This window comes from Saccharothrix stipae, from assembly GCF_054781895.1.
In genome coordinates, this window is sequence record NZ_BAAGTN010000007.1 from 875,646 (window position 1) to 897,595 (window position 21,950).

16 protein-coding genes are annotated in these 21,950 nt (G+C 72.6%); 10 read left to right on the forward strand and 6 right to left on the reverse strand.

The window, feature by feature from the left end; translation table 11 throughout:
• The first annotated feature begins 51 nt into the window (after window positions 1-51).
• The 6 genes from ACYVLT_RS16610 to ACYVLT_RS16635 all read left to right on the forward strand — a co-directional run bounded on the left by ACYVLT_RS16610 (window position 52) and on the right by ACYVLT_RS16635 (window position 5,306).
• Window positions 52-1,155 (forward strand): ABC transporter ATP-binding protein, encoded by a 1,104-nt coding sequence (locus ACYVLT_RS16610; RefSeq protein WP_461121082.1) that lies wholly within the window; start codon window positions 52-54, stop codon window positions 1,153-1,155.
• Window positions 1,152-1,796, forward strand: coding sequence for an ABC transporter permease (locus ACYVLT_RS16615; protein ID WP_461121083.1), 645 nt, complete (start codon window positions 1,152-1,154; stop codon window positions 1,794-1,796). Before ACYVLT_RS16610 ends, ACYVLT_RS16615 begins: the two co-directional genes overlap by 4 nt.
• Entirely contained in the window at window positions 1,789-2,475 is a 687-nt protein-coding gene (locus tag ACYVLT_RS16620; RefSeq protein ID WP_461121084.1) for an ABC transporter permease, read from the forward strand. The genes ACYVLT_RS16615 and ACYVLT_RS16620 overlap by 8 nt, the downstream gene beginning before the upstream one ends.
• Window positions 2,472-3,395 carry an ABC transporter substrate-binding protein gene (locus ACYVLT_RS16625; RefSeq protein ID WP_461121085.1) on the forward strand — a complete coding sequence of 308 codons (924 nt, stop codon included), beginning with the start codon at window positions 2,472-2,474 and terminating at the stop codon, window positions 3,393-3,395. Before ACYVLT_RS16620 ends, ACYVLT_RS16625 begins: the two co-directional genes overlap by 4 nt.
• 19 nt (window positions 3,396-3,414) lie before the next feature.
• Window positions 3,415-4,254 carry a MurR/RpiR family transcriptional regulator gene (locus ACYVLT_RS16630; protein ID WP_461121086.1) on the forward strand — a complete coding sequence of 280 codons (840 nt, stop codon included), beginning with the start codon at window positions 3,415-3,417 and terminating at the stop codon, window positions 4,252-4,254.
• Window positions 4,255-4,328: 74 nt separating this feature from the next.
• Window positions 4,329-5,306, forward strand: a complete 978-nt coding sequence (locus ACYVLT_RS16635) for a prenyltransferase/squalene oxidase repeat-containing protein (RefSeq protein ID WP_461121087.1) — start codon at window positions 4,329-4,331, stop codon at window positions 5,304-5,306.
• Here ACYVLT_RS16635 and ACYVLT_RS16640 read toward each other — a convergent pair.
• Together ACYVLT_RS16640 and ACYVLT_RS16645 are read right to left on the reverse strand one after the other, a co-directional pair.
• On the reverse strand, window positions 5,303-7,834 hold the full coding sequence (locus ACYVLT_RS16640) for an ABC transporter substrate-binding protein (protein ID WP_461121088.1): 2,532 nt from the start codon (window positions 7,832-7,834) through the stop codon (window positions 5,303-5,305). The two genes, ACYVLT_RS16635 and ACYVLT_RS16640, sit on opposite strands and share 4 nt — an antisense overlap.
• Window positions 7,835-7,971: 137 nt before the next feature.
• Complete coding sequence (locus ACYVLT_RS16645; protein WP_461121089.1) at window positions 7,972-8,202, reverse strand: hypothetical protein; 231 nt, start codon at window positions 8,200-8,202, stop codon at window positions 7,972-7,974.
• A gap of 152 nt (window positions 8,203-8,354) precedes the next feature.
• Between ACYVLT_RS16645 and ACYVLT_RS16650 the strand changes: the two genes are divergently transcribed.
• Complete coding sequence (locus ACYVLT_RS16650) at window positions 8,355-9,002, forward strand: dienelactone hydrolase family protein (RefSeq protein ID WP_461121090.1); 648 nt, start codon at window positions 8,355-8,357, stop codon at window positions 9,000-9,002.
• Between the two features lie 25 nt (window positions 9,003-9,027).
• Here ACYVLT_RS16650 and ACYVLT_RS16655 read toward each other — a convergent pair whose 3' ends face one another.
• Both ACYVLT_RS16655 and ACYVLT_RS16660 read right to left on the reverse strand, forming a co-directional pair.
• Entirely contained in the window at window positions 9,028-11,451 is a 2,424-nt protein-coding gene (locus ACYVLT_RS16655; protein WP_461121091.1) for a S9 family peptidase, read from the reverse strand.
• A 27-nt stretch (window positions 11,452-11,478) separates the two neighbouring features.
• Window positions 11,479-13,071, reverse strand: a complete 1,593-nt coding sequence (locus ACYVLT_RS16660; RefSeq protein WP_461121092.1) for a beta-1,3-glucanase family protein — start codon at window positions 13,069-13,071, stop codon at window positions 11,479-11,481.
• Between the two features lie 202 nt (window positions 13,072-13,273).
• Between ACYVLT_RS16660 and ACYVLT_RS16665 the strand changes: the two genes are divergently transcribed.
• Window positions 13,274-14,473 carry a cysteine desulfurase-like protein gene (locus tag ACYVLT_RS16665; RefSeq protein WP_461121093.1) on the forward strand — a complete coding sequence of 400 codons (1,200 nt, stop codon included), beginning with the start codon at window positions 13,274-13,276 and terminating at the stop codon, window positions 14,471-14,473.
• 135 nt (window positions 14,474-14,608) lie between these two features.
• A complete protein-coding gene (locus ACYVLT_RS16670) occupies window positions 14,609-15,367 on the forward strand; it encodes a hypothetical protein (protein WP_461121094.1) in 759 nt (252 codons plus the stop codon).
• 60 nt (window positions 15,368-15,427) lie between these two features.
• Here ACYVLT_RS16670 and ACYVLT_RS16675 read toward each other — a convergent pair whose 3' ends face one another.
• Complete coding sequence (locus ACYVLT_RS16675; RefSeq protein WP_461121095.1) at window positions 15,428-16,030, reverse strand: acetoacetate decarboxylase family protein; 603 nt, start codon at window positions 16,028-16,030, stop codon at window positions 15,428-15,430.
• A gap of 172 nt (window positions 16,031-16,202) precedes the next feature.
• Here ACYVLT_RS16675 and ACYVLT_RS16680 point away from each other — a divergent pair, with 172 nt between their 5' ends.
• The gene (locus ACYVLT_RS16680; RefSeq protein ID WP_461121096.1) at window positions 16,203-18,269 is read left to right on the forward strand and encodes an acyltransferase family protein; all 2,067 of its coding nucleotides are present in this window, start codon (window positions 16,203-16,205) and stop codon (window positions 18,267-18,269) included.
• Window positions 18,270-18,285: 16 nt separating this feature from the next.
• On the opposite strand, the gene ACYVLT_RS16685 is transcribed toward ACYVLT_RS16680, so the two are convergent.
• On the reverse strand, window positions 18,286-21,900 hold the full coding sequence (locus ACYVLT_RS16685; RefSeq protein ID WP_461121097.1) for a DEAD/DEAH box helicase: 3,615 nt from the start codon (window positions 21,898-21,900) through the stop codon (window positions 18,286-18,288).
• Window positions 21,901-21,950: the final 50 nt, after the last annotated feature.

The following is a 21,950-nucleotide window of genomic DNA, read 5'->3' on the forward strand; positions in this document are numbered from 1 at the left end:
CGGACCGAAGCATGCATGAACGTATTCACACAGGACAAGAGGTGAATCGTCTTGATCAGTTTCGAGGCCGTGAGCAAGAAGTTCGCGGACGGCACCACGGCAGTGCGCGAACTCGACCTGGAGATCCCCGAGGGGCAGCTGACGGTCCTCGTGGGTTCCTCGGGCTGCGGCAAGACCACGACCCTCCGCATGATCAACCGGATGGTCGACGCGACCAGCGGCAACGTCCGGGTGGGCGGTCGCGACGTGCGCGACGTCAACGCCTCCGCGCTGCGCCGGGGCATCGGCTACGTCATCCAGCAGTCGGGCCTGTTCCCGCACCGCACGGTCGCCGACAACATCGCGACCGTGCCGCGCCTGCTGGGTTGGGACCGCGGGAGGACGCGTGATCGCGTCACCGAACTGCTCGACACCGTCGGGCTCGACCGCGGTCTGGCCGGCAAGTACCCCCACCAGCTCTCCGGCGGTCAGCAGCAACGGGTGGGCGTGGCCAGGGCGTTGGCCGCGGATCCGCCGATCCTGCTGATGGACGAGCCCTTCGGCGCGGTGGACCCGGTGGTGCGCACCCTCCTCCAGGACGAACTCCTGCGGTTGCAGGACGAGTTGCACAAGACGATCGTGTTCGTCACGCACGACATCGACGAGGCGGTCAAGCTCGGGGACCGGATCGCGATCTTCAAGACGGGCGGCCGGCTCGTGCAGTTCGCCACGCCCGCCGAACTCCTCGCCCATCCGGCGGACGACTTCGTGGCCGACTTCCTCGGCTCCGAACGCGGCCTGAAGCTGCTCACCCTCACGTCGTTGGCCGACGTGCCGGTGGAACCGGTCACCAGCGTCACCGAGTCCACGCCGGTCGCGGAAGCGAGGCGGACCGCCGACCGCTGGGTCCTCCTCGTGACCGACGACGGCAAGCCGCGGGGGTGGCTCGACCTCGACCACGTGCCAGCGGGCGGCGTGCTGGCCGACGCCGAGCCGATCGTGGCCACCGGCCTCACCGCGCGGGCATCGCTGCTCGCGGCGCTGGACGCCACCGTCTCCTCGCCGGTCGGCCTGGCTGTCCGGGTCGACGGTGACGGGCGCGTGGTCGGCGTGTCGAGCCCGCGGCGGATCAACGAGCGCGCCGCGCGGTTCCGGGCCGAGGTGCTGGTGCCGTGAAGTGGTCCTGGATCCCCGACCACGCCGGGGAACTCGCGATGACGACGCTGGAGCACAGCGCGATCGCGGGGGCCGCCGTCCTCCTCGGACTGGTGCTGGCGCTGCCGCTGGGTGTGCTGGCCGTGCGGTTCCCGGTGCTCAAGGGTGTGGTGCTCGGTGCCGCGGGGGTGCTGTTCACGATCCCCTCGCTGGCGCTGTTCATCCTCCTGCTGCCGCTCACCGGTCTGAGCTACGAGACGGCGGTCATCGGCCTGACCGTCTACACGCTGGTCGTGCTCGTCCGCAACACGGTGGAGGGCTTGGCGACCGTGCCGCCGCACGTCCGCGAGGCCGCCCGGGCGATGGGCTACGGCGGCGCCCGCACCCTGCTCGCGGTCGAGCTGCCGCTGGCCCTGCCGGTGATCGTGGCGGGTGTGCGGGTCGCGACCGTGATGACGATCAGCCTGGTGAGCGTCGCCGGGTTCATCGGGCACGGTGCGCTCGGCCGGCTGTTCATCGACGGGTTCCAGCGGGACTTCGCGGTGCCGGTCATCGCCGGTGTGGTGCTCACCCTGCTGCTGGCGCTGGTGGCCGACCTGCTCCTGGTCGTCGTCCAGCGGGCGCTCACGCCGTGGACCAGGAGGGGCGGTCGGCATGGGTGAACTCCTCGCCGAAGTGCTGCGCTGGTTCGCCGACGGCACGCGGTGGACCGGCTCCGACGGCGTCCTCCAACGCCTGTTCGAGCACCTCCAGTACTCGCTGCTGTCCACGGTGGTCGCCGTGCTCATCGGGCTGCCGATCGGCCTGGTGATCGGCCACACCGGCAAGGGCGCCTTCCTCGCGATCAACCTGAGCGGCTTCGGGCGCGCCCTGCCGACCGTCGGCGTGGTGATCCTGGTGTTCCTGGTCAGCGGGCTGAACCTGTGGCCGGTCTACGTGGCGCTCGTGGTGCTGGCCATCCCGGTGATCGTCACGAACACCTACGCGGGCATGGCAGCGGTCGACCACGACGTCCGGGACGCCGCACGCGGCACCGGCCTGAACGGGTGGCAGGTGCTGCTGCGGATCGAGGTTCCCCTGGCCGTGCCACTGATCATGAACGGCGTGCGGTTGGCCGTGGTCCAGGTGGTGGCGACCGCGACCATCGCGGCCTACATCAGCTTCGGCGGCTTCGGCCGCTACGTGTTCGACGGTTTCGCGCAGAACGACCTGGCCCAGGTCTTCGGCGGAGCCGTGCTGATCGCGGTCCTCGCGATCGCGCTCGACCTGGCCCTGAGCGGGCTGCAACGGGCACTCACCCCACGCGGACTCGTCGCGCAACGCCGAAGGAGCACCACATGAAGCCCAAACCCGTCACCACGAGCCTGCTGGCGAGCCTCGTCCTCGTGCTCACGGCGTGCTCCGGCGGTGTCACCACGTTGGATCCGCAGAGCAGCCGGTCCGGCTCCGCCGACGCGGGCGCCATCACCGTGGGCACCGCCAACTTCAGCGAGAACGTCATCCTCGGCCACCTCTACGCGGGCGTGCTGAAGGCCAAGGGGATCGACGCCACGGTCAAGGCCAACCTCGGGTCGCGCGAGATCATCGTGCCCGCGTTGCAGCAGGGTGACATCGACGTGCTGCCCGAGTACCAGGGCAGCTTGTTGCAGTATCTGGACAAGAACGCCAAGCAGAGCACGGCGGAGGAGGTCCAGCAGGCGTTGGGCCCGGTGCTGCCCAAAGGGCTGAAGGTGCTGCCCTACGCGCCCGCGGAGAACAAGGACGTCTACGTCGTCACCAAGGAGACGGCGGACAGGTACGGCCTCAAGACGTTGGACGACCTGAAGCCGCACGCCGCCCAGCTGGTCTTCGGCGGTCCACCGGAGGACAAGACCCGCTTCGTCGGACTCGTGGGCCTCAAGGAGGTCTACGGGGCCGAGTTCAAGGAGTTCAAGGCCCTCGACGCGGGTGGCCCGCTGACCAGGGGCGCGTTGGAGGGCGGCGACATCCAGGTCGCCAACCTGTTCAGCACCGACGTCACCATCGGCAACAAGGGCTGGGTCGTGCTGGAAGACCCCAAGACCCTCGTCCCCGCGCAGCACGTGGTGCCGCTGATCAACGAGTCCAAGGCGAGCGACACCGTGACGGCCGCGCTCGCCGCGCTCAACGAGAAGCTGACCACCGAGGAGCTGACCGAGCTGGACGCGAAGGTGGACAACGACAAGGAGGACCCGGACGACGTGGCCGAAGCGTGGCTGAAGGAGCAAGGGCTCACCTCCTGACCGGACGATGAGAGCGGCGATGGACTCGGCAGCTCTGCGGCGGCTGCTGGGCGGACGACGGTTGTCGCCCGCCCAGCGGCGCATCGCGCGATACCTCCTGGAACACCCGCACGAGGCCGCCTACCTGGGCACCGTGGACCTCGCCGAACGCGTGGGGGTGAGCCAGGCGTCGGTGACCCGGTTCGCCTTCGCCCTCGGGTTCGGGACGTTCCCGCAGTTCCGGGCGGCGGTGCGGGCGCTCGTGCTCGACCCGCCCGCCGCGACCGGGTCGGCCGAGGAGCTCAACGAGATCCAACTCCTGGTGGAGACCGAGATCGGGAACCTGCGCTCGCTGCGCGACGGGCTCGCCGACCCGGGACCGCTGCGGCAGGCGGCCGCGGCGCTCGCCTCGTCCCGGCCGCTGCCGGTGCTGGGCCTGCGGGTGTCCGCACCCCTGGCCCACCTGTTCGGCTACCTCGCGGCGAAGGCGCACCCGGACGTCAGGGTGGTCGACTTCGCCGGCTCGCTCCTGGAGGACGAGCTCATCAGGGCGAAGGACGCCGGCGCCGGCTGGGTGCTGGCGTTCGCGTTGCCGCGGTACCCGCGAGAGATGCTGGACGCGCTGACGTTCGCGAGAGGGGTGGGCCTGCGGACCGTGCTGGTCACCGATCAGCCGATCAACCCGCTGACCGGGCACGCCGACCTCGTGCTGACCGCGCCGGTCAGCTCCCACTTCGCGTTCGACTCGCACGCCGCCTCGACGGCGTTGTGCGCGGCCCTGCTGCACGCGATGCTCACGGCACTCCCGACCGGGCAGCGGGCCGGTCTGGAGGCTTTCGAGAACACGGCGACGCGGCGGCAGGTGTACCTGGCGGACTAGAGTCCCGAGTCGTCCATTCGTCGTCGGTGGACGATCCACCGACGAATCCCGGGCGCAGGACTAGGATCGTCGCCATGACGACCACGATCCCGTGGCTTCTGGAGTCCGATCCGGCGCTGCGCTGGCAGGTCGAGCGCGACCTCGTCGGCGCGCCGCCCGAGGTCTGGCGGGCGACCCGGGCGAAGATCGCGACCGAGGGCTTCGGCGCACGCCTGCTCGCCCTCCAGGACCCGGACGGCCAGTGGGCGGGCGGCGCGTACTTCCCGGCGGGCCACGACTTCCACGGCCCCGAGGCGGCCGAAGGCGCCGGGCAGCCCTGGACGGCGACGACGTGGTCGCTCAACGCGTTGCGCGAGTGGGGTCTGGACCCCGCCGTGCTGCGCGAACGCCGCACCGCCGAGCTCATCGCCGAGAACAGCCGCTGGGAGTACGACGACCTGCCGTACTGGGGCGGCGAGGTCGACTGCTGCATCAACGCGTGGACGGTCGCGAACGGGCTGTGGCTCGGCGCCGACATCGACGACATCACCGGCGTGGTCGACTGGTTCGTCGAACACCGGCTGCCCGACGGCGGCTGGAACTGCGAGTGGGTCGACGGCTCGACCCGGTCGTCGTTCCACTCGACGCTCAACTCCCTCACCGGACTCCTCGCCTACGACGCCGCCACCGGCGGCACGGACGCGACCCGCGCCGCCCGCCGCGCCGGCGAGGAGTACCTGCTGCGCCGCGGGCTGTTCCGCCGGCTTTCGACGGGCGAACCCGTGGCGCCGTGGGTGGACCGCTTCTCCTACCCCTTCCGCTGGTTCTACAACGTGCTGCACGCGGCCGAGTACTTCCGCCAGGCCGCGCTCGTCGACGGCACGACGCCCGACCCGCGGCTGGCCGACGCGATCGAACTCGTCCGCGCCCGGAGGCAACCCGACGGCACCTGGCTCCAGGCCCGCCGCCACCCCGGACGGGTGTGGTTCGAGGTCGACGTGCCCGCGGGCGAGCCGTCGAAGTGGCTCACCCTGTACGGCACGCGGGTGCTCGACTGGTGGGACTCCCGCTAGGCGAACGCCACCAGGTACGTGACCAGCACCGTGAGCAGGCACGCCGGGTAGCCGATGCGCGCGGCCCGCGCCAGCCGCCGCTCCGCCTCGTCGCGCTGCACCGACACCAACCGCTTGCGCAGCATGGCGATCAGCACGCACCCGGCGGCCAGCAGGATGAACGCGTAGTACCCCCACTCCAGCGCCACCGTGTAGCTGACCGACGGCAGCTGCGACGTCACGTTGTTCAGCAGCACGGCCGTGCTGAGGATCGCGGTGACACCCATGGACACCGGCGCCGTGCCGTCGGAGGCCTTGAAGAACAACGACAGGTAGGTGACGCAGATCAGCAGCAACAGCGGCAGCAGGTTCTTCAGCAGGAACGGCAGCGTGTCGCGGACGATCTCCACCTCACCGGTGTACTGGCTGTAGTAGATGCCCGCGGCGGTGCCCACCGCGGACTCGTCGCCCAGCGCGTCGCTGCTGCCGACCGTCCGCTGGAAGAACCTCGCCGACGTGGCGAGCCAGTTGGGGATGTCGTTGATCGACGCCTCCGCGTCCGCGCCGCTGCGCAAGTGGTGCTCGGCCGGCTGGTCGAGGATCTCCCGGTCGGTCACGTACACCACCTCGTCGGCCGTCCGCGTCCGGTTCTGCAGCACGACCTTGAGGTGCTGGTGGTCGAACGGGAAGCTGCGGAACTCGAAGGCGTTCTTGAACCGGTCCGCCACCCGGTACAGCCGGTAGGTGCCGTCCGCGCCGGTGACGTCGCGCAGCGGCTCACCCAGCTTCAGGTCCGGCTTCACCGCGTTGACGAACTGCACGTCGGCCGCCGAGTGCGGGCCGGTGTACTTCAGCCACAGGAAGAAGTCCATGAAGTAGGTGCCGTCGCGGGTGTCCAGGTCGCGCACCTCGTTGAGGTTGATGCCGGTCGCCACGACCTGCCGCCGGGTCAGGTACCGGTCCCCGATCGCGATCACCGTGCCCGCGGCCAGCCCGGCCGCCAACGCCTGGGGCGTCGGCGGCTCGTAGATCGTCAGCTGCACGGGCGCGGACACCAGGCGCGAGCCGTCGCTGGTCACGAACGACACCGGCATCTGCGCCGAGCCGTTGGCGGTGAAGTACAGCGGCCCCAGCAGCGCCGGGAACGCGTTCTTCTTGTCCTTCAACGCCGCCAGGCCGTCACGCAGCCGCCGGCGGTCGTCGGCGATCGTCGCCGGGTCGAGGCCGACGCCGTGCGCGGTGACGACGTGCAGGCCGACGTTGAGCGCCTGCCGCGCGGTCGCGGCGTGCCAGCGCGGGCGTTCGCCGTACCGCTGCTGGAAGCCCTCGGCCCACGCCAGCGCGGGACCGGACAGCGAGTCGTGCGCCATCGGCGTCGCCAGGTGCAGATCACGCGTCACGCCACCCAGGGCGTCGTGGAACGACTTGGTGCCCAGGGTGGCCGTGCCCATGATCGGCGCGTCGACACCCGCGCCGCGCAGGCCGCGCACCAGGGCGACGCCGTTGCGCTCCTCGGTGGCGAGCAGCACCGGCGTGCCGGGGGAGAGCGCCTTGACCTGGTCCACGGCGGCCTGCGGGTCGTCGGTGACGGGCAGGGCGGCGACGACCGCGCCGAACCGGCGGTAGGACTCGGCGAACGCGGCCTGCGCGGAGCGACCGGACTCGGTGTCGTCGTAGACCACCGCCACCTCGTCGGCGCCGAGCACCTCGGCGGCGTAGGTGGCGAGGAAGTCGCCCTGCGTGCGGTCGCCGAACATGCTGCGGAAGTACCAGTCGCTGCCGTCGGTGACGCCCGAACCGCTGGCCGAAGGGGTGATGGCGGGGATGCCCGCCGCGCGGTAGACCGGGGCGGCGGCCAGGGACGTGGCCGTGACGCCGTGCCCGATGACGTACAGCGCCCTGTTCTCGCGGACGATCTCCTCGGCGATCCGCGCGGCCCGGTCGGGTTGGTCGGCGTCGTCGTAGACCAGCAGTTCCACCGGGTGGCCCTGGACGCCGCCGTCGGCGTTGACGTCGTCCAGGCGCATCCGCACGCCGCGTTCGAGGTGGGCCGCGGCGGCCGGGTCGCGTCCGGTCAGGCCCGCGACCAGGGCGACGTGCACGGGAGTGCCACCCGCCTGGCCGGTCGCGGTCCACACGCCGACCGACGTCAACGTCACCAGGGCCACCACGCCCGCCGCGACCAGCGACCTGCGCCGGAGGCGTCGTTTCGGGGCGGGGGTGACGGGGTCCGGTCGCGGCGGCTCGACCACGTCGCGCGCCTCGTGCGGCGCCACCGGCCGGACGCCGCGCAGCGCACGCCGGGCGCGGTCGGTGGCCGGGTCGGCTTTGATCGCGTGGGCGCGGTCCAGGCAGAACAGGCGCTCGGCGTCGTCGGTGACCAGTTCGGCGAGCCAGCGCCAGGCCGGCTCGTACCCGGCGTCCTTGGCCAGCGCCACGCCCAGCAACGCGCGGGCCGCGTCCGGGTCCGCACCGCGCACGGCGATCGCCCGGTGCGTGAGCGTGACGGCGGTGTCGGGCCTCTCGGGCTGTTCGGGCTTCTCAGGCACGGCCGGAGGTTAGGCAGACCACCCGGTGCCCGATGGAGCATCCCCCGACCGGGGAAATGTCACCTGATCCGGTCTGGGACGTCCGTCATCACATCGCCCGTCTGTCGTGATCTCTGGTCACTCGTCCTGTCGTTCGGTCATTCGGTGGGTCGGCCTTCCTCGTCCTCGATGTGCATGGCCGCGTCCTCGGGTCCGAGGAGGTAGGTCGACCCCGCTTCGCCGGCGATGGCCGTCGGCTCGTCGTCGGTGAAGTCGCCGTCGTCGTCCGCTCCGACGTACTGCGGGCCCGGCGTCCCGGTCGCGCCTCCTCGATTGCGCTCGTCCACCGTGTCCCACTGCGGCTCGAACGCCTCCTGCTGCTCGGACATCGGTCCTCCTCGGTCGGCTTGCGCTCGTTCGTCGGCCATCGTGACTCCTTCCGTGCCGGCCGGGCACACTGATGGGTTACCCGCCGGGCGTCGGGTATCCGCGTCGGGCGCGGTTCGTTTGCCCACGCGTGCGCCGGTGAACCCCGGGAGACATGACGCGGAGCGGCACGATGCCGGTGTCGGTCGACGCCTGGGGCGTCGACCTGGCCGCTGACCTCGGGGTACCGGACGATCCGGTCGGGGTGGTGGTCTTCGCGCACGGTTCGGGCAGTTCGCGGCACAGCGCGCGCAACCGGGTGGTGGCCGAATCGCTGCGGAGGGACGGGTTCGCCACCCTGTTGCTGGACTTGTTGACGGAGCGTGAGGAGCGGGAGGACCGCGTCACGGGGCAGCTGCGGTTCGACATCGGGCTGCTGGCGGAGCGGGTGGCGGCGTCGGTGGAGTGGACGTCGCGGGCGAGGCCGACGCGGGGGCTGCCGATCGGGTTGTTCGGCGCGAGCACCGGTGCGGCGGCGGCCCTGGTGGCGGCGGCCGGGACCTACCTGGTGCGGGCGGTGGTGTCGCGCGGCGGGCGGCCGGATCTCGCGGGTGGTGCGCTGGCGCGGGTGCGTGCGCCGACGTTGTTGGTGGTGGGTGGTCGGGACGAGCAGGTGCTGGAGCTGAACCGCGCGGCGGCCGGGCAGTTGGTGGCGACGTGGCGGGTCGAGGTGGTCGAGGGGGCGACGCACCTGTTCGAGGAGCCGGGCGCGTTGGACGACGTCTCCTACCTGGCGGGCCGGTGGTTCCACCAGTACCTGTGACCCGCGTTGTCTGTCTACAATGGACTTAGCGGGTGTTTTGGCGCCCGTCATCCGGCGCGAGCCACCGGTCGAACCAGGCCCGGCTGCGGCGCAGGACGTCGAGCTGGTGCGCGCGTTCCCGGATCGAGTGGTTCTCGCGGGGGTAGACGACGTACTCGTGCTCGACCTCGAACCGGCGCAGCGCGCGGTGCAGGGCTTCGGCTTGCGAGACCGGCACGTTGGTGTCGTTCGCGCCGTGCAGGATCAGCACCGGCGTGCGGATGTGCGCGGCGTGCGAGATCGGGCTGAGCCGGTCGTGCGGGTGGGGTCCGACGCCCTCCCACCCGCCGCTGCCCGCCAGTGCCGCCTCGAACGCCCCGTACTCGCCGGTCGCCGCGAGCATCCCCCAATCGCTGATCCCGGCCCCGACCAGCGCGGCCCGGAAACGGCGGGTCCGTGCGACAGCCCAGGCGGCCAGGAACCCGCCGTGGCTCCAGCCACCGATCCCCAGCCGATCGGGATCGGCCACGCCGTCCGCGACCAGCAGGTCGATCCCGGTCACGACGTCGTCCCACTCCGCCAACCCGACCGCCCCCGCGACCGCCGAGGCAAACCCGTGCCCCCGCCCCATGCTGCCGCGCGGGTTGGGCAGGAACACCGCGTGGCCGGCGGTCGCGAGCCACTGGCCGGACGGGTACCAGGCGAGCTCCAACCGGTCGGAGTACCGGTCGTACGGGCCGCCGTGGATGAGCGTGACGAGCGGGAACGGCCCGTCGGTGCGCGTGCGGCCCGGTGGCAGGAGCAGCAGGCCGTCCAGCGCGAGCCCGTCGTGCGCGCGATAGGCGAGCCGTTCGCGCGACGCCCAGCGAACCGCGTCCAACTCGGGCCTGGTCCGGCTGAGGCGACGCAACCATGCGGCGGACGAGCCGATGGACACCCCAGCCGGTGGCGTCGCGTGCGCGGTCGCGGACAGGGCCGCCGGCGGGCCGATCGGTGGCCCCGTGAACGGCCCGGTGGATCGCCCGGCGGCCGGCCCCGTGAGTGGCCCGGTGGATCGCCCGGTGGACGGTCCGGTGGGTGGCGTCGTGGGTGTGCCGGCGGGCGAGCCGATCGGTGGCGCGGTGAGTGGCGCGGCGGCTGGGCCGGCCAGCGAGCCGGCGTGGACGTCTGCGGCGCTGTAGGCGGTGCTGACGACGGCGGCGATGGTGTGCTGGATCCCGGCGGACGGCGCGGCGCTCGCGGTGGGCCCGCTGGGCGCGGCGCCAGCGGTGGCTGCGGCGCTCGGGGTGGGCGCGGTGCCAGTGGTGGCCGCGGCGCTCGCGGTCAGGTGTTCGGCATGACCGGTCAGGTGGGTCAGTTCCTGGAAGCCGGTCGGGGTCAGGGTGTGGACGGTGGTGTCGAGGCCGTTCGCGAACAGTGCGATCACTGCTCGGCCGGCCTGGGTCAGTTCGGTCGGGCAGGTCGGGGTTCCGGCCGTCAGGTTCCGGTGGGTCAGGTCGGGGTGGGGCGGGGTTGTGTGGGGCGGGGTTGGTTGGGGTTGGGGGACGGGGGTTGGTTGCCGGCCTCGTTGTTTCAACCGACGTTCGAGGTTGCGAATAACAGCGCTTTCTTTGATGGAACTTTGAGGATCACCCGATTGAGTTAGGTGGCCTGGCACGGGGAGGTCGAAGACCGCGCGACCTCCGACCAGGCCCGGAGGGGTCGTGGCCAGGTAGGCCAGTCGCCATCCCTGATCATCATGCCACCACACCGGCGAAGTCGCTTCGACGTGCGCGGGACCCAGGTCGTGAGCCTGACCGTCGACCACCAGGTGCAGCGCGGGGTGGAGTGAACCAGGGTCTATCTCCGGCGTGGCCCACGTCAGCACGGCCAGCGGACCGCCGCCGGGACGTTCGGCCAGTTCGACCACGTGCCGATCGCCCAGGCCAGCCGGGGTGTGCGGCACGAGGGTGGTCAGGTCGATGACGTGGAGCCTGGCCGGGTCGGGTTGTTCGCCCCACACCCACGCGTCGTCACGTGCCGCGGCACGCCGGTCGTCCTCCTCGGTCGGCTCGTCGTACGCGATCACGGCCACCGCCGCACCACCGGCGAGCGGCAGGTGGTCGAGCACGCCCCGGCGCCGGCTGGTCAGCTCCGCCACCACACCGTCTTCCACCCCGACGCGGCGCAACTGCGGGCACCCGCGTCGCGCCGCGTCCGACAGGTAGTAGACCGCCGTCGAGTCCGGTGACCACCGCGGACGTGACTCGTCGACCTCCGACGACCCGGTGAGGAGTCGAGGCGGACCACCGCCGTCCGCCGGTACCAACCACAGCTCGCTCACCGGGTGCTCCCCGGCCCGACCGACCGGCACGACCGCGTAGGCGACCCACCGACCGTCCGGTGACAACGCCGGCGAACGCGGCACCCGCCCGTCCACGACCAGCTCTGCGGTCAGCTCGTCGGTCAGCTCCGCGGTCGACTCGATCACGACCGCCAGGCTAGCCGCGTCGCCACGCTAGCCGCGTCGCCACTTCTGGTTCGCCGTCCCGCCGCAGTCCCACAGTTGCAGCACCGCGTCGTTGGCCGGGTTCCAGTCGGCGATGTCGACGCACTTGTTCGCCTGCGGGTTGACCAGGTCACCGGCCGCGGTCAGCACGAACTGCTGCGCCGCGTTGCCGCTGCACCTCGCGATCTGCACCGGCGCGCCGTTCGCGGTCGAGCCCCACGCCACGTCCATGCACATCCCGTTCTGCGTGCGCAGCGTCCCCCCGGTCGCCTCCCACCGCTGGTTCGTGCCACCGGTGCAGTCCCACACGATCAGGCGCTGGCCGTCGGCGAAGTTCCAGTTCGGCACGTCGACGCACTTGCCGTGCCACGCGCTGACGATGCTCCCGGCGGGCCCGGCCGGGGGAGGGCCGCCCGCGCCGAACGGGGTCAGGACGATCCCCGCCGCACGCGGATCACCGTCGTGCACCAACGACTCCTGCGCCTGCACGTCGTCGAACGCGAACCCGTAGGCCTTGCCGTCCACCATGTTCTGGTGCACCAGCCGCGAGTAGTGGTTGGTCAGCGAACCGCGGTAGAAGTCGGCGGGACCGCCGCCGGGCTGGGTGTCGATCGTGCCGAGGGTGGCCCGGTGCAGCGCCGCGCAGAGGGTCCGCGCGATGGGCCCCACGACCTGGTCGTTGGGCGCCGCCAACGCGCCGTCGCAACCCCACACGTTCGACGTGGACGGCTTGGCGAACGACGCCACCTGCCTGCCCGACGAGTCGGTGAAGGTCATGGTGGTGCCGGAGGTCCGGCCGAGGTAGCGGACGTCCGGTCGGTCGCCGAACGGCACCACGGTCAACGTCTTGGTGCTGTAGGCGTTCCACGCCTGCGTGATGTACGGGTCGAGGTACGCGCGGTCGAACAGGCCCGCGTCGGCCGCCTTGCCCGGCGCGAGCACGCGCACGACCGTGCCGTCGGCCCGGGTGCGGATCGTGTTCGCCCAGCCGGGCTGGTTGCGCACACCGTTGATCACGTTCTCGCGGCCGTTGGAGACCAGCTCACCGGTCTTCTTGGTCACGCCGCTCGCGCCGGTCACGGTCACCGCGTGCGGCACGGCGAACTGGTCCACCTGCGAGCTGTTGAGCCACAGGCCGGCGTCGTTGTAGGTGAACTCGCTCCAGTCGAACAGGATGTCGCGGTTCGGGTCGCCTTCCGCCCACGGCGCAGGCTGCACCAGGCCGTCGGGGGTCAGGAAGAACTTCAACTTCTCGCCGAACGACATGTAGACGCGACCGGAGATGAACCGGGGCACGCGCAGGGTGACGCTGCCGCCGTTGGCCGGGCCCGCGATCGACACGTCCGGCGCGGGCACGGGCGGGTTGGCGCCGGGCGACCACGGGGTGAACGTGCCCGCCTGGTTGACGTACCCGAGCCGCCCGCCGGGGCGGATGTCGGTGCCGAGCACGTACAGGTGGACGGCCTCGGACCGGCCGCTGTCGTTGGTGACGGTGATCGGCAGCAGGTCGGGTCCGACGGCGGCGGCCGGTGTGGCGGCGGCCAGGGACGCCGACGTGGCCAGCGCGGCGAAGGCGCTCAACCACTTCGTCAGGGTGCGCATGGGTGCGACTCCTCGGTGCAGGGGCTGATCCGACCTCCCGGCCGGTTCAGGGCGACCGAGAGGGCGCGCGCGACGGCGAGACCCGTCGGCCTCATCCGTGAGAGCGCTTCCACAAGCGTTGACAATGGTTGGACCAATGTCAAGGGGTGGACGTGACGCGGACCACTGGAGTCCCAAGTGGATCGGCGGTCACAGTGGTGCCATGACCTACGACGTCGAGTCCGTCCGCGCCCGCTTCCCGTCCCTCGCCACCGGCACCGCCCACTTCGACGGGCCGGGTGGCTCGCAGGTGCCCGCCGCCGTCGCCGACGCGGTGCGCGGCGCGATGACCTCGTCCCTGGCTAACCGTGGTGTGGTGACCGCCGCCGAACGCGCGGCCGACGCGATCGTGCTGGACGCCCGCCGGGCGATGGCCGACCTGCTCGGCGCACCGCCGGAGGGCGTCGTGTTCGGGCGCAGCATGACCCAGCTGACCTACGACTTCGCCCGCACGGTGGCGCGCACCTGGCGTCCCGGCGACGAGGTGGTGGTGACCAGGCTGGACCACGACGCGAACGTGCGGCCGTGGGTGCAGGCGGCCGAGGCGGTGGGCGCGGTGGTGCGGTGGGTCGGGTTCGACCCGGCGACCGGTGAGCTGGACGACGTGGCCGAGGTGCTGTCGGAGCGGACCCGGCTGGTGGCCGTCACGGCGGCGTCGAACCTGATCGGCACGCGTCCGGCGTTGGCGGGGATCGCCGCCGCCGTGCACGCGCGGGGTGCGCTGTTCTACGTGGACGGCGTGCACCTGACCGCGCACCACCCGGTGGACGTGGCGGCGATCGGGGCGGACTTCTTCGCGTGCTCGCCGTACAAGTTCTTCGGGCCGCACTGCGGTGTGCTGGCCGGGCGGCCGGAGGTGCTGGCGGAGCTGCGGCCGGACAAGCTGCTGCCGTCGTCGGACGCCGTGCCCGAGCGGTTCGAGCTGGGCACCCTGCCGTACGAGGTGCTGGCCGGCTGCACGGCCGCGGTGGACTTCATCGCCGACCTGGTTTCCGGCACGGGCACGCGGCGTGAGCGGATCGCGGCGTCGCTGACGACGGTGGGTGAGCACGAGGACGGGTTGCGGGAGGAGGTCGAGGCGGGGCTGGCCGCGCTGCCGGGGGTGGTCGTGCGGTCGCGGGCCGCGTCGCGCACGCCGACGGTGCTGGTGACGTTCGCGGACCACGCGGCCGCGGACGCGTACCGGTACCTGGCGGGTCTGGGCGTGAACGCGCCGGCGGGGTCGTTCTACGCGATCGAGACGTCCCGGTGGCTCGGGCTCGGCGACACCGGCGGGTTGCGGATCGGGCTCGCCCCCTACTCGACCGGGGCCGAGGTGGACCGGCTGCTCGACGGGCTGGCCGCGTTCCTGCGTTCGGCCTAGCGACAACCCCTGACGTGTCGGGCCGATCGGCGCAATGTCGGCGGGACGCCTGAACAGCCACCGACGGGTGCCCGTACCCCCGGACGAGAACGGGCCGCCCCGCCGCGCAGGTGGCCCCACACAGGAAGGTGGTCCATGAGGCACACACGTCCTCAGCTCGGCAGGAAACGCGCGGTCGTGATCGGTGCGGTCGGCGTGGCGGCGATGGTCGTGACGGCGGTGGCCGCGCTCGCCACGGCGGGTGGCGACGATCCTCCCGGGCAGGCGATCGTCTGCCCGTCGCCGGTCGGCGCGCTGGCCGCGGTGCCCGAAGCGGCGCGGACCGAGGTCGCCCGTGAGCTGGCCAACCTGGACAAGCAGCTCAAGGAGGCCAACGAGCGGTTGGTGAGCACCAAGGGTCAGGGTGGGCCGAACTTCGTCGACAACGCCATCCTGGGTCCGTTGGCGAGCAAGCGGACCGCCGCGTTGGACCGGATCGCGATCGCCGTCGACCGGGTCGCGGACAAGCCGGTGGGGCTTGAGCAGTTCGCCGAGTGCTCGCTGGGCGAGGCCGGCGACGTCGTCAAGGTCACTCTGCCCCCGGCGGCTGATCCCGCGACCGGTGAGCAGGTGATCGCGTGCCCGTCGCCGGTCGGTGCGTTGTCCGCGGTGCCTGCTGCGGCTCAGGCGGAGGTCACGCGTGAGTTGGCGAACCTGGACAAGCAGTTGGACGAGGCCAACAAGCGGTTGGTGGACACCAAGGGTCAGGGTGGGCCGAACTTCGTCGACAACGCGATTCTGGGTCCGTTGGCGAGCAAGCGGACGGCGGCGTTGAACCGGATCGAGACGGCGATCGGTCGGGTCGCGGACAAGCCGGAAGGGCTTGAGCGGTTCGCCGAGTGCGAGCTGGGGTGACCGGGTACGGGCCGGTCCGGGCGCGCACCCGGACCGGCCCGCCGCGTTCGAGCGCCGGGATCAACGGCGGCGCGGTCCGAACGTCATCCGCATCCCGCGCACGGCGAGTCCGAGCAGTGGTCGGTGGGGGAGCAGCCAGGCCAGCGGACCCGCCGGTGCGACGTCCCAGACCACTCCGACCGGGGCCACGTGACCGCTGGCGCGCAGCGGGGTGCGGGCCAGACCCCGGCCGAACGCCTGCCACGTCGACGTCGCCGCCGGCAGCCGCACGCCGAACCGCGGTGACCCGGCCCGGACCGACGCGATCGGGCCGTGCGCGTCACCGGCGGACGCCGCGAGGTCGCCGTCCCACTCGAACTCGGCCGATTCCTTGGGGATGCCCCACAGCTCACGCCCGCCCGCGCGGGACGCCGGGCTGTCCACCCAGATGCGCGTGATCGACACACCGAACCGCGGACCCTCGCGCACCAGCACGGCCGCCAGCAGCTCGTGGTAGGCCATGCCCGGCGGCCGGTAGTCCACGAACGCCGTGCCGACCACCGCCCGCCCGAACAACGTCACCGGACGCACGGGCAGCGGCGGCAGCGCGGTCGCCCGCACCAACCACACCGACACCCACGCCCGGCCGTGCAGCTGCCACGGTTCCGGCGGATAGCTCACCATCGGGGGTCCTCACTCCGGCGGCACGGTCAGGCGCGGGGCGCGGTGTGCGCGGCCACCATTGTCAGGCCACGACGACCTCGGCCGCTGCTGGAGGAGCGAGTCGGCGCGGTGATGTACCGTGCTGCGCCGACGGTCTGTAGTCGGGGCACACCTGTGGGGGACGAGCTAAAGCGTGAGTACGGTCATCGAGGAACGCGCGCCCGTCGAAGCCAAGAGACCCTCGGCGTTCCGCACCGACATCCAGTCCCTGCGCGCCGTCGCGGTGCTGGCGGTGGTGGTCAACCACCTCTGGCCGGGCGGGCTCACCGGCGGGTACGTCGGCGTCGACGTGTTCTTCGTCATCTCCGGCTACCTGATCAGCTCCCACCTCGACCGCGAGATCACCGCCACCGGCCGCGTCCGGCTCGGCCGCTTCTACGCCCGCCGCATCCGCCGGCTGCTGCCCGCGGCGTTGCTGGTGCTCGTCGTCAGCGTCGTGGCCGCGTACTTCCTGCTGCCCTACCCGCGCTGGGAGGCGACCGCGGCAGAATCGTTCGCCAGCGCCCTGTACTGGGAGAACTGGCTGCTCGCGGCCAAGTCGGTCGACTACTCGGCGGCCAACGCGGCGGCCAGCCTGGTGCAGCACTACTGGTCGCTGTCGGTGGAGGAGCAGTTCTACCTGGTCTGGCCGCTGCTGCTGGTGCTGCTGTTCAAGATCCGGCAGCGCCGGGCGCAGATCGTCGGCATCGCCTCGGTCGGCGCGGCGTCGTTGGCGTTCAGCGTCTACTACACGCAGGTCGAGCCGAGCCAGGCCTACTTCATCACGCCGGTCCGGGTGTGGGAGTTCGCGCTCGGCGCGTTGGTCGCGCTGACCGGGGTGGAGCTGTCGAAGCGGCTGTCCGGCGCCGCGTCGGCCGTCGGGTTCGCCATGATCCTCGGGTCGGCGTTCGCCTACGGTCACGGCACGCCGTTCCCCGGTTACCTGGCGTTGGTGCCGACCGTCGGCACGGCGCTCGTCATCGCGGCCGGGACGCGCCCCGGCCGGCAGTGGCACGCACCGGTCACGGCGTCGTCGCCGGTGCAGTTCCTCGGTGGCATCAGCTACTCGCTGTACCTGTGGCACTGGCCGCTGATCATGATCGCGCCGTTCGTGTTCGGTGACGCCCTGCAGGCCGGCCGGATGACCACGCCCTACCTGCTCGTCGTGCTCGCGGCGTCGCTCGTGCTGGCCTACCTGTCCAAGGTGCTGGTCGAGGACCGGGGCATCGCGATCCGCCTCGGCTCCGGTCGTACGTTCGCCGCGATGGTCGTCGGCCTGGTCGTCGTCTCCGCGGCCGCGGGCGGGCTGAACTGGACTTACGGCCGGCACGTCGCGCAGGCCGAGCGTGACGTCGCCGAGCACGGCACCGGGCCGTGCGCGGGCGCCCAGGCGATGATCCCGGCCAACGGCTGCCCGAACCCGCTGGGACCGGCGAAGGTCGTCCACATGGGGCCGGCGAACGAGTACTTCAAGCAGCCGCCCGGCTGCGCCGCCGCCGAGGACGAGGCCGACGTCATGGTCTGCGACTTCAGCGGGGGCTCGGGGTCCGCGCGGACGGTGTGGCTCGTCGGCGACTCCCACGCCCAGCAGTGGCAGCCGCCGGTGGCCGACCTGGCTCGCGAGCACGGCTGGGTGCTCAAGCTCGCCTACCTCGGCGGGTGCCCGTTCGCGGAGGTGGACTTCGTCGGCTACCGCGGCACGGCGACCGACGAGGCCAAGCGCAAGTGCGCCGACTGGACCGCGCGGATGACCGACGTGATCGCGGACGACTCGCCGTCGGTGGTGCTGACCTCGTTCTACGCGCGCAAGGAGCTCGTGGACGACGGCAGCGGCCGGTCGCAGGTCGAGCAGTACCGCGACGGGCTCGAACCGCGCTGGCGGCGCTGGACCGACGCCGGCGCGCGCGTGGTGGTGCTGGGCGACCCGCCGCTCAACGGCGAGGTCCGCGACCACCAGTGCGTGGCGCTGAACCCGGGCGACCCGGCTCCGTGCGCGGTGGACCGCGGCACCGCCCAACCGCCGGACCCGCTGTCGGAGGTCGCCAGGACCAGCGACAACCCGGCCGTGTCGTTGGCCGACTTCAGCGACTACTTCTGCGACGAGCACAAGTGCCACGGGGTGGTCGGCAACATCGCCGTGTACTACGACCCGGACCACCTCAACGCCGCCTTCAGCCGCACCCTGGCGCCGATGGTGGCGGAGGCCGTGAACCGCCGTTGAGCGGTTCGAAGCCGGGTCACCGAGGTGCGCCGCCCAGACCACGGCGGGTGCGCGCGGGTGGCGGCGAAGGCTCGGGTTCGGCCGTGCGCAGGCTCGTGTAGGCCTCCAGCCAGCCGGTGGCGCGGTGGTCGCCGCGCCTGGTGAACACCGCCACACCCGTCCCGGTCTGCTCGTCGTCCTCCGGCGGGTACGCCAGGGTCGAGGCCGACGTCGTGGGCGCGGTCCAGGCCCGGCCGCGCCAGGCGATCGCGGTCGCGCCGGTGCCCCCGGTGACCGTGGCGGTGTCGGCGTGCGCGTTCAGCACGTAGCTGGTCGCGCGTTCGCGCAACAACGCGGTGTAACCGGCGTGGTCCAGGACGCAGCCCGCAGGTGACCGCCCCGGTGGCCAGTCCGGGGATCGGACGCCCCGGGCGATCGCCGAACGCCACAGGTCCGGCACCACCTCCTTGAGGTGCGCGCGGGTCGCCATCTCCTCGCACATCCACAGCAACCGGCCCGCGCCGCGGCCCGGCGCGAGACCCCGCCAGCGCACGCGGTGGTCCAGGTCGGCGGCCACCACGGCGATCCACGGGTGCACGGTGCCCAGCACGCCCTGCGCGGCCAGCCACGCCAGGAACCTCGGCGCCTGCTCGTACACCGGGTGCAGGGTGGCCACGGGGATGCCGCCGGCCACCCGTCGTCCGGCCCGTCGGCCGGCGGAGTCGAACAGGTGCGGCGAGCGCGCCGCGAGCAGCAGCGCCGCCCACGCCAGGTCACCGGGCGCGGTGGTCGTCTGCGAACCCAGGCCCTTCACCGACGTCGTGTTGGTGATCTGCGACGTGCGGCCGCCCGCCTTGATCACCGTGGCCACCGCGGGCCGCACCGGTTCGGGCACCGGGATGCCCGCCAGGTCGCGCACCGCGACCGACAGCACCAGGCTCAGCGCGTTCTCCGCCTCGTCCGGGTCCTGTGGCACGGGCAGCAGGCCGAGCGTGCGGCGCAACCGGTGCCCGGTGTGGGTCGACACCATCATCCGCGCGGTCAGCCGGCCCAGCTCGGTGATCGCCAACCGGCCGCCGTCGGACGACGTCAGGTGACCCTCGTCCACGAGGAACGCCACGGCCTCCTGCACCGGCTCCAGGTCGTCGTCCCCCTGCGCGTGCGCCAACGTCTCCACCCACCACGCCTGCGCGTCGTCCACCGTGCCGATCCGGCCCTGGAGCACCTCGGCCAGCACGTGGTCGGGCAGGGAGTCGCGGATCCGCGAGTACACCGAGTACCCGGCGACCAGCCTGGTCTGCCAGTCGGCGCGCTGCGTCTCGTCGACGACCAGGTACGACCAGCCCTCGGTCTCACCAGCACCGATGCGCCCCGCCCGGCCGAACATCTGCAGCACGGTGGAGGTGTCGATCGGTTCGCCGCCGATGGAGACGTCCCGGACGATCACGGCCCGGGCGGGCAGGTTCACACCGGCCGCGACGGTGGAGGTGGCCACCAGGACGTCCGCCTCACGTGCCCGGAACGCCCGTTCGGCGGCGTGCTTGTGCTCGTAGTCGGCGTAGTGCAGGCGGACGCCGACCTCCGCGCACGCCTTGGTCAGGCCGTCGACGTCGTCGGCGGCGACGGTGTGCAGGGGCGCGCCCCGGTCGGCGGCGATCGCCATCGCGGTGGAGCGGACGTTGCGCTTGGAGCCGCAGAACACCAGCACGCTGCCGCCCTCGGCGGTGTGCCGGTGGGTGAGGTCGAGCACGACCTGCTCACGCAGGCGGTTGTTCGCGGTGAAGCCGGAGGCGGCGGGGATCGTGGGCAGCTGCCAGGTGACCGTGGACGGCCGCCAGGTCGTGGCCACGAGGTCCGCCTCCAGCCACTCGGCGACCTCGGCGGCGTTGGACACCGTCGCCGAGAGCCCGACGATCCGGACCGGTGAGTCGGTGCCGCGCACCCGGGCGAGCAGCGCCTCCAGCAGCGCGCCCCGGCCCGGGCTGCCGAGCAGGTGGATCTCGTCCACGACCAGGCAACCGACCTCGCCCAGCGCGGCCTGCAGCGAGCCGGCGCGGCAGATCGCCTCGAACTTCTCCGTGGTGGCGACCCACAGGTCGGCCGCCTTGACCGCTTCGACGTCCACGGCGTACTCGCCGGACAGGCGTTCGACGCGCAGGCCCTCGGTGCGCCAGGTCTCCAGTTCGCGGTCGAGTTCGTCGGTGAGCGAGCGTTGCGGCACGAGCCAGGCGGCCTTGCGGCCCTCGTGCAGGATCGCCTTGAGCACGGCGAGCATGCCCATCGCCGTCTTGCCCGCGCCGGTCGGTGCCGTGATCAACAGGTGGGAGTCGCCGTCCACCAGGTGGGGCGCGGCCTGGGCCTGCGCGGGGTTGAGCACGGGGAACGGCAGGAACCGCGCCCAGTCGGCCGGCACGTACCGCCCGACCGGCACCGGGTCGGGCACGGTGCCGGGGTCGACCGGTTCGTGCAGGTCCCACAGCACCTCGAAGGCCAGGCGAGCCGCCCGCGCCCCCTCGCCGACCACCGGTTCGCACCGCTGCGGCACCACGCCGCCGACGTCCGACAACCAGGCGGCGGCCGAGGTCGCGGACACGTCCTCCTGCTCCAACCAGTGCCGGACGGCCCGGAACGGCACCCCGGCCTCGCCCAGGCGCGCCCGCAACCCGTCGAACTCGGGCCGGTCGGGCAGCACGACCCGCGCGTCCACCCCGGCCGGCAGGGCGGTCACGTCCAACGCCGGGTCGACCGTCTTGCACCACCACACGGGCCGCGCGTCCAGTGCCGCCAACGCGGGCGGCAACGCCGGCACCCCGGCCGCGCGAGTCGTCGGCGCACCCTCCGAGCCGCTGAGGATCGACCGGATCCGGGCCGCCATCGCGACCGTGGAGACCCGCCGCGCCGGCCGCGCCACCGTCGGTTCCGCCTCCGCGGCCTCCGGCTCCACCTCGCCCGGAGGGGCCTCCGGCTCACTCCGGGAACCGGCCCCGCGCCCGGGCTCCTGACCCGCAGCGCTCCCCGGCCCGCGCCGCCGCGGTTCCTGCTGTTCCCGTGCCGGCCGCCGCGACCGCACCGGCTCCGCCTGCGGTGAACCCGGCTCCGGCGGCACGTCCCGGTAGGTGCGGCGGTCATCGGTCAGGGACTCGTCGGTCAGGGGTTCCTGGGTCAGGGACTCGCCGGCCAGGGGTTCGTTGGTCAGGGGTTCGTTGGTCAGGGGTTCGTCGGGCCCGGCGTCCCGGCGGGCCGGGGGAGCGGTCCGGCCCTGGCGGTTCGCCGGCGGTCGGCGGACGGTGTGGGTGGCGTTGGCCAGCGCTTCGAGCTGGGCGTCCTCCGCGAGGCGGCGCGAGACGGCGTCCGGGCGCAGGTCGCCCAACACCGAGCGCTGCGCGAGCTTCAACTCCCGCAGCGTGAACGACGCCGGGCACGTGGGGCACGCCACGGCGGCTTGGAGCTGCTGCCGGCCGCGGTCCGGGTGGGCGCGGTACAGGCCGTGGATCTCACCCGCGCACTTCGGGCACCGGCGGTCGATGGGCACGGGGGACAGCTGCCAGCCCGGCTCCGCGTACCGCGCGATCGCGGGCTCCGGCCGGACACCCCACCTGGCCTGCACCACCCCGGCGACCGACGTGTCCACCACGGGCGACCCGTCCTCCACCCATCGCCTCCGTCCCCGCCGCCGGCCGTCGACCCGGCCGTCGACCCCCG